The following is a 7333-nucleotide window of genomic DNA, read 5'->3' as shown; positions in this document are numbered from 1 at the left end:
ACCCACCGCCGTCCCCGACGCCCCCGCCCGAACCGGGTGCCCGAACCTCGCCGGCCTCTCCCCCACCCAGCGCACCACTTCCCGCACCCCGGCCGCCCGCGCCGCCCACACCCCCGCAACCCCCCACCCTCCGCACCGCGCCCTCACCCACCCGCCGCCGTCCTCCTCCGCCACAGCCGATGCCCCGCCGCAGCGAACGCCCCCGCGATGAACAGCCCCCCGGCGACCAGGGCGGGGGCGGAGTCGGTGAACGTACCCCCCGCCCCCGCCTTCACCCCGTGCTGGACGGTCGGGCCGGGGCAGGAGTCGGGCCAGGGCTGCTGGGGCGGGCGGGTGCAGGGGGCCGGGCCGCTGCCGCCCGCGCGAGAGACGTCGAAGGTGGCGCTCCAGGCGCGTCCGTGGGCCCCCCGGGCCGCCGGACACGTGCCCTCGACGGTCCACGCGGAGTCGGGCCCGATGCCCTCCTGACCGCTGAACTCGCCGGGGCCCGCGATCCGCGCGGTGCCCCGGTAGACGGGTCCGGGGCCGCCGCCGGGGACCTGCTGGAGGCTCACCGTGTCCTCGGCGAACGCCAGGGACGTCGCCTCCAGGGTGGCCGGGGCCGGACCGGTGACGGGGTCGCAGGTGACGGAGACGGTGACGGTGGAGCCGGGCGAGACGGTCGCCGGGGTGACCTCGGCGGCGGGGTCCGCGGCGGCGGCCGGTGTCGCGGCGAACACCCCGCCGGCGAGGATCGCGGCGGACAGGACACGGGCGCTGCGGCGCATGGGACTCCTAGGTGCGACGTGCGACGGCTGCGGAGGACTTACAGCCATCACAGCCCGCCGCACGGCACCACGCGCGCGTGCACCCTCGTTCGGCGGCAACGGCTCCACCCGACCGGGTGAACGACGCCTCGGACGCCCCCTCCGACACCGCCCCCGGCCACCCCTCAGGCAGCGTCCTGAAGCACCTGTTCCCGCACCCGCTCACAGCACCGGCTGATCAGCCGGGACACATGCATCTGCGAGATCCCGAGCCGCTCGGCGATCCGGCTCTGTGTCATGTCCCCGAAGAACCGCATGTACAGGATGGCCCGCTCCCGCTCGGGCAGCGCCGCCAGGCGCCCCCGCACGGCCTCGCGGTCGACGACGACGTCGAGCGCGGGGTCGGACGCCCCGAGGACGTCGCCGAGGGAGTACCCGTCGTCGCCGCCGGGCAGCTCCGCGTCCAGCGAGAGGGCGGTGAAGCTGTCGAGCGCCTCCAGACCGGCGCGGACGTCGGCCTCGCTGAGCTGGGCGCGTTCGGCGATCTCGGCGACGGTGGGCCGCGCGCCGCCCTGCGCGAGGTCCTGGCGGGCGAAGCGGACCCGGTTGCGCAGGTCCTGGACGCGCCGGGGCACGTGCAGGGTCCACAGGTGGTCGCGGAAGTGCCGTTTGATCTCGCCGGTGACGGTCGGCACGGCGTAGCTCTCGAAGGCGTTGCCGCGCGCGGGGTCGTAGCGGTCGACGGCTTTGACGAGGCCGAGGGCGGCGACCTGGCGCAGGTCCTCCAGGCTCTCCCCGCGGCTGCGGAACCGGCCGGCGAGGCGGTCTGCCATCGGCAGCCATGCCTCGACGATCTCGGCGCGCAGGCGGTCGTGGTCGTGGCCCTCGGGGAGGTCCGCCAGTGCGCGGAAGGCGGCGGCGGTGTCGGGGGCGTCGTCGTGCGGATGGCGTTTGGCGCTCGCTTGGTTTCGCATGGTGCGTCGCAACTCCCTTGCCGGTGCTCTGGGTTGGACGGTTCACCGGGGGAGCGCGTCCCGCGCGGCCGACGGCCGTACCACGAGCCGCCTCGCGCGGGGCTCCACCGAGTGCCTCCGGTCCGAAGCACGTCACTCCGCCTGCCCCGGGCCCTGCCCCGCAAACCCGGGACGACGCCGACCAGGGCGGACGCCGACGCCGCCCCGGACGCCCGCGCTCGCCCTGTCTGCCCCTGAGCGACGTTCCTACCGCGCCCGCTCCACCCTCCGCTCGTCCCACACCGGCTCCGTCGTCTCCCGCACCTTCCCGTCGCTGCCGAACACCAGGTACCGGTCGAAGGAGCGGGCGAACCACCGGTCGTGGGTGACGGTGAGGACGGTCCCGTCGAACGCCTCCAGGCCCTCCTGGAGCGCCTCGGCGGACTCCAGGTCGAGGTTGTCGGTCGGCTCGTCGAGCAACAGGGCGGTGCAGCCGCGCAGTTCGAGCAGGAGGATCTGGAAGCGGGCCTGCTGGCCGCCGGAGAGCCGCTCGAAGTTCTGCTCGGACTGGTTGGTCAACTCGTAGCGCCGCAGCCGGGACATGGCGGCGCCCCGGTCCTGCGCGTGGTCGGTCCACAGGATGTCGAGGAGGGTGCGGCCGAACAGTTCGGGGTGGGCGTGGGTCTGCGCGAAGTGCCCGGGGACGACGCGCGCGCCGAGTTTCCAGTCGCCGCTGTGGGCGACCTCCTCCCCGGCGAGGAGCCTCAAGAAGTGTGATTTCCCCGACCCGTTGGAGCCGAGGACGGCGACGCGCTCGCCGTAGAAGACCTCCAGGTCGAAGGGTTTCATCAGACCGGTCAGCTCAAGTCCCTTGCAGGTGACGGCCCGTACACCGGTCCGCCCGCCCTTGAGCCGCATCTTGATGTCCTGCTCGCGCGGCGGCTCCGGCGGCGGCCCCGCCTCCTCGAACTTCCGCAGCCGGGTCTGCGCGGCCTGGTAGCGGGACGCCAACTCGTGGCTGATGGTGGCCGCCTGACGGAGTGACAGGACGAGCTTCTTCAGCTGGGCGTGCTTCTCGTCCCAGCGCCTGCGCAACTCCTCGAAGCGGGCGAAGCGTTCGCGCCGCGCCTCGTGGTACGTGCCGAACCCCCCGCCGTGCACCCAGGCGTCCGCGCCTGCGGGGCCCGGCTCCACGGAGACGATCTTCTCGGCGGCCCGCGCGAGGAGTTCACGGTCGTGCGAGACGAACAGGACGGTCTTGCGGGTCTCCTTGAGCCGCTCCTCCAGCCACCGCTTGCCGGGCACGTCGAGGTAGTTGTCCGGTTCGTCGAGGAGGAGCACCTCGTCGGTGCCGCGCAGCAGCGCCTCCAGCACCAGCCGCTTCTGCTCGCCCCCGGAGAGCGTGCTCACCTGCCGGAACTGGGCGCGCTCGTAGGGCACCCCGAGCGCGGCCGTGGTGCACATGTCCCACAGGGTCTCCGACTCGTACCCGCGCACCTCGGCCCAGTCGGCGAGGGCTTGCGCGTACTGGAGCTGGGCGGCCTCGTCGTCCACGGTCATGAGGGCGTGCTCGGCGCGGTCGACGGCGCCGGCTGCCTCGCGGATCCGCGGCGGGGCGACGGAGACGAGTAGGTCGCGGACGGTCGTCTCGTCCCGTACGGAGCCCACGAACTGGCGCATCACGCCGAGTCCGCCGCCGACGGTGACGGAGCCGCCGTGCGGTTTCAGCTCGCCGGAGATCAGGCGGAGCAGGGTCGTCTTCCCGGCCCCGTTCGGGCCGACGAGGGCGACGACCGCCCCTTCCCCGACCCGGAAGGACACGTCGCCGAGCAACGCCCTCCCGTCGGGGAGGTAGTACTCGAGATGCGCGGCTTCCAGATGTCCCATGGAAACGCATTCTGCGTCCCCGCGACCAGCAGGGCAAACCGTTATCGCACGGACTGCCTGACGGCCAGTCAGTCCACATGGCAAGACGCATCGTCTCAAAATACGGAGACCGGCGCTACGGTGAGAACCGCACCGGCCCGACGGGGCGATGACGACGCGAAGGGGCACAGTCATGCCGAAAGCACGGGAGACGGCCGTCTACACGCACGGCCACCACGAGTCCGTCCTGCGCTCGCACACCTGGCGCACGGCGGCCAACTCGGCGGCGTACCTGCTGAGTTCGCTCAAGCCGCACATGAAGGTCCTGGACATCGGCTGCGGTCCGGGCACGATCACCGCCGACCTCGCGGCGCTGGTCCCGGACGGCCACGTCACGGGCGTCGACCAGGCCCCGGACGTCCTGGAGCAGGCCCGCGCGACCGCCGCCGGGCGGGGTCTGACGAACGTCGACTTCGCGGTCGCCGACGTCCACGCGCTGGACTTCCCGGACGACACGTTCTGCGTCGTCCACGCCCATCAGGTGCTCCAGCACGTCGGCGACCCGGTGCAGGCGCTGCGGGAGATGCGCCGGGTGACCAAGCCGAACGGTTTCGTCGCCGTCCGCGATTCGGACTACGCGGGCATGATCTGGTACCCGGCCTCGGCCGGCATGGACGCCTGGTCCGACCTGTACCGCAGGGTGGCCCGCGCGAACGGCGGCGAGCCGGACGCCGGGCGGCGTCTCAAGTCGTGGGCGCTGGCCGCGGGGTTCACGGACATCACGGCCACCTCCGCGAACTGGACGTTCTCCACACCCGAGGAGCGCGCCTGGTGGAGCGGCCTGTGGGCGGACCGCACCCTGGCCTCCGCGTACGCCGACCGCGCGACCGGGGGCGGCCACGCGACCCGGGAGGAGCTGACGGCCGTCTCCGAGGCGTGGCGGGAGTGGGGCCGGCAGGAGGACGCGTGGTTCGCCGTCCTGCACGGGGAGGTGCTCTGCCGGAAGTGACGGCGGCGAGGTGAGCGGGGGCGGGGTGCGCGGGCGCCGGACGTTCCGTGCGCCCTCCCCGCACGCGGCAGCCGGGCGCGCGCCCGAAATTCCGTGGGCTCCCCCGCGCCGCGCCCGTAGAGTCGGCCGGTCGAACGACGGACAGGGAAGGCGACCGATGAGCGAGCAGCACACCTACCGGGTGATCGTCCGGGGCACGTGGGACGGACTGACCGAGGAGTCCCGGGAGCGGCTGCTCGCCGAGGCCGCGGACCACGGCCTGTCCAGCATGCGGTTCACCGAGGACGGCTCGCTCACCTACGAGCCGCGTCCGCTGAAGCACTTCTCGATGCGGTACGTGGTGGTGTCGGACGCGGCGGACGGCGAGGAGATGGCCGGGGCGATCGCCGAGGACCGCGCGGAGACGGCGCTGCGGGCGCTGGGCCACGGCTTCACCGGCCTGAAGTCCAAGGTGACCGACCTGGACACCATGAAGATCAACGTCAAGCCCGCATCTCGACGGTGATCGCCCAGCGCTCGTGATCGCGCCAGGCGCCGCCGACGTGGAGCATCTTCGGCGACAGCCCCTCCAGCCGGAACCCGGCACCGCGCGCGAGGGCGATCGAGGCCGTGTTGCCCGGCTGGACGTTGATCTCCAGCCGGTGCAGCCGCATCGGCCCGAAGGCATGCCCGACGACGAGGTCGAGCCCCTCACGCATCAGCCCCCGCCCGGCCGCGTGCGCGAAGGCCCCGTACCCCAGCGCCCCGCACTGGAAAGCGCCTTCGACGATGTTGTTGATGTTGATGTACCCGGCGATCGCCCCGTCGTCCTTGGTGCACACCAGGAACCCCGCCTTGGACGGGTCCTCGATCAGCCGCGACGCGTACGCCGTGTACGCGTCGGCGCTGTCCGGCGGGTACAGCCACGGCTGGTGCAGTTCCTTGCTCTCCCGCGCGCGGGCGGTGAACTCGGCGCCGTCCCCGTAGGTGAAGTGACGTATCCCCACGCGAGGGCCTTCGGCGAGATAACGCTGGTCATGAGGCATCCGACCAGCGTACGGCGTGTCCTAGCGGCGCCGTCTCACGAAGTACGCCCCGCACAGCGCCCCCACGGCGGCGGTGGCCAGCAGCGCCGTCCACAGCGGCATGGTGACCTCGGGGATCAGCAGCCGGATCTTGGTCGCGCGGGTGTTCTCGAAGATGAAGACGAGGGCGAGCACACCCAGCACCGCGACGGCGATCCGCCCCGGCGTCAGCAGGCCGCCGGCCCCCTTCTTCGCCCCGCTGTCGGAGGTCGTCTTCGGGCTCATGCGACCAGGGTGCCCCCGCCCGGCCGCATCCGCACGGCGAGCGGCGCCGTTCACCGCAGCGCGGGCGCGTCCAGCGTGAGCGTCCCGGCATCCGCGTCGAGCGTCCCGGCCACCCCGAACGGCACGGTCAGCGCCCCCGCCCCGTGCCCGAACCCGAACTCCTCCACGACCGGCACCCCGAGCCCGCCGAGCCGGTCCACCAGCATGGCGCGGACGAGGGGGTAGGCGTCGCAGTCCGCCCAGGACCCGAGGAGCACGCCCCGCACCCCGTCCAGCCAGCCGGCGCGCAGCAGTTGGGTGAGGTAGCGGTCGAGCCGATACGTCTCCTCCCCCACGTCCTCCAGGCACAGCAGCCCCCCGCGCGCGGAGGGCCGTGCGTACGGCGTCCCCAGATCGGCGGCGAGCAGGGACAGGCAGCCGCCGAGGACGACGCCCCGGGCCCGCCCGCCGACCAGCGCGCCCCCGCCGGTCGCGGTGAGGGTCTGGACCGACTCGGGGTCCATGAGGGTCGCCCGCAGATGCCGCTGCGCGTCCGGGTTCTTGACGAAGTCGATCCCGGCCGCCATCGGCCCGTGCAGGGTGACGACGCCGAGCCGCCGGGCGAACGCCTCGTGCAGCGCGGTGATGTCGCTGAAGCCGACGAACACCTTCGGGCCCGCCGCCCGCATCGCGTCCCAGTCGAGGAGGTCCACCATGCGCTGGACGCCGTATCCGCCCCGCGCGCACAGCACGGCGTCGACGTCCGGGTCGCACCAGGCGTTCTGGAGGTCCGCCGCCCGGTCGGCGTCGGTGCCCGCCAGGTAGGGGAACTCGGCGTGCCGGTCCAGGACATGGGGTGCGGCGACGGGGTCGAGGTCCCAGCCGCGCAGGACGTCGAGGCCGGCCTGGAGGCGTTCCTCGGGGACGGGCCCGCTGGGGGCGACGACGGCCACGCGGGCGCCGGGGGTGAGACGGCGGGGGCGGGTCAACTCGTCCACGGGGTCTGTTCCTTCACTGCGGGGAATCCGAACGCCTCGGCGTAGAGGGCGAGTTCGGCCTCCAGTGCGCTGATGTTCGTGGACGCCTTGCGGAATCCGTGCCCTTCGCCCTCGAAGGTGAGGTACCTGTGCGGCACTCGGACGAGTTCCACGAATCGTTCGCACTGCGCGGGCGGGCAGATCACGTCGTCGAGCCCTTGGAGCAGCAGGAACGGCACGGTGACGCGTTCCGCGTGGTCGACGGGCGACCGCTCGGCGAACCGTTCGCGCGGGCCGATCAGCCCGTCGAGGTAGCGGGACTCGAAGTCGTGCGTGCCGCCGTCCGCGAACGCGGCGGGGTCGAGGACGGGGTAGCGGATCGCGGCGCAGGCGTAGACGTCGGTGTGGGTCACCGAGACGGCGGCGGTCCAGCCGCCGGCAGCCGCAGCCCCCAGAAGAACCGCGAATGCGACGCGCAGTAGCCGTAGTTGGCCCAGCCCGCCAGTTCCGAGCG

The 7333-nt window shown here is 73.2% G+C and carries 8 protein-coding genes and 1 pseudogene; 2 read left to right on the top strand and 7 right to left on the bottom strand.

All coding sequences use genetic code 11. The features are described from left to right. Nucleotides 1-143: 143 nt before the first annotated feature. The 3 genes from ACVNF4_RS29670 to ACVNF4_RS29660 form a co-directional block, all read right to left on the bottom strand. Nucleotides 144-767, bottom strand: a complete 624-nt coding sequence (locus ACVNF4_RS29670; protein WP_461805967.1) for a hypothetical protein — start codon at nt 765-767, stop codon at nt 144-146. A 164-nt stretch (nt 768-931) separates the two neighbouring features. Further along, nucleotides 932-1720: an RNA polymerase sigma factor SigF gene (locus ACVNF4_RS29665; protein WP_461805966.1), complete on the bottom strand. Its 789-nt coding sequence runs from the start codon at nt 1718-1720 to the stop codon at nt 932-934. 246 nt (nt 1721-1966) lie between these two features. Then, nucleotides 1967-3586: an ABC-F family ATP-binding cassette domain-containing protein gene (locus ACVNF4_RS29660; protein WP_461805965.1), complete on the bottom strand. Its 1620-nt coding sequence runs from the start codon at nt 3584-3586 to the stop codon at nt 1967-1969. Nucleotides 3587-3758: 172 nt separating this feature from the next. Here ACVNF4_RS29660 and ACVNF4_RS29655 point away from each other — a divergent pair, with 172 nt between their 5' ends. Together ACVNF4_RS29655 and ACVNF4_RS29650 are read left to right on the top strand one after the other, a co-directional pair. Next, a complete protein-coding gene (locus tag ACVNF4_RS29655) occupies nt 3759-4574 on the top strand; it encodes a class I SAM-dependent methyltransferase (protein ID WP_461805964.1) in 816 nt (271 codons plus the stop codon). A 157-nt stretch (nt 4575-4731) separates the two neighbouring features. Further along, nucleotides 4732-5079, top strand: coding sequence for a DUF6204 family protein (locus tag ACVNF4_RS29650; RefSeq protein ID WP_461805963.1), 348 nt, complete (start codon nt 4732-4734; stop codon nt 5077-5079). On the opposite strand, the gene ACVNF4_RS29645 is transcribed toward ACVNF4_RS29650, so the two are convergent. The 4 genes and pseudogenes from ACVNF4_RS29645 to ACVNF4_RS29630 form a co-directional block, all read right to left on the bottom strand. Further along, complete coding sequence (locus tag ACVNF4_RS29645) at nt 5057-5599, bottom strand: GNAT family N-acetyltransferase (RefSeq protein ID WP_461805962.1); 543 nt, start codon at nt 5597-5599, stop codon at nt 5057-5059. The two genes, ACVNF4_RS29650 and ACVNF4_RS29645, sit on opposite strands and share 23 nt — an antisense overlap. Before the next feature lie 21 nt (nt 5600-5620). Further along, nucleotides 5621-5863: a LapA family protein gene (locus ACVNF4_RS29640; protein ID WP_461805961.1), complete on the bottom strand. Its 243-nt coding sequence runs from the start codon at nt 5861-5863 to the stop codon at nt 5621-5623. Between the two features lie 50 nt (nt 5864-5913). After that, a complete protein-coding gene (locus ACVNF4_RS29635) occupies nt 5914-6840 on the bottom strand; it encodes a S66 peptidase family protein (protein ID WP_461805960.1) in 927 nt (308 codons plus the stop codon). Next, nucleotides 6828-7262: pseudogene (locus ACVNF4_RS29630) on the bottom strand (prolyl oligopeptidase family serine peptidase); the annotation flags it as partial. The pseudogene ACVNF4_RS29630 and the gene ACVNF4_RS29635, both read right to left, overlap by 13 nt. Nucleotides 7263-7333: the final 71 nt, after the last annotated feature.

The organism is Streptomyces sp. S6, assembly GCF_054880855.1.
The sequence above is the reverse complement of the archived record's forward strand: the minus strand, read 5'-3'. Positions and strand labels throughout refer to the sequence as shown.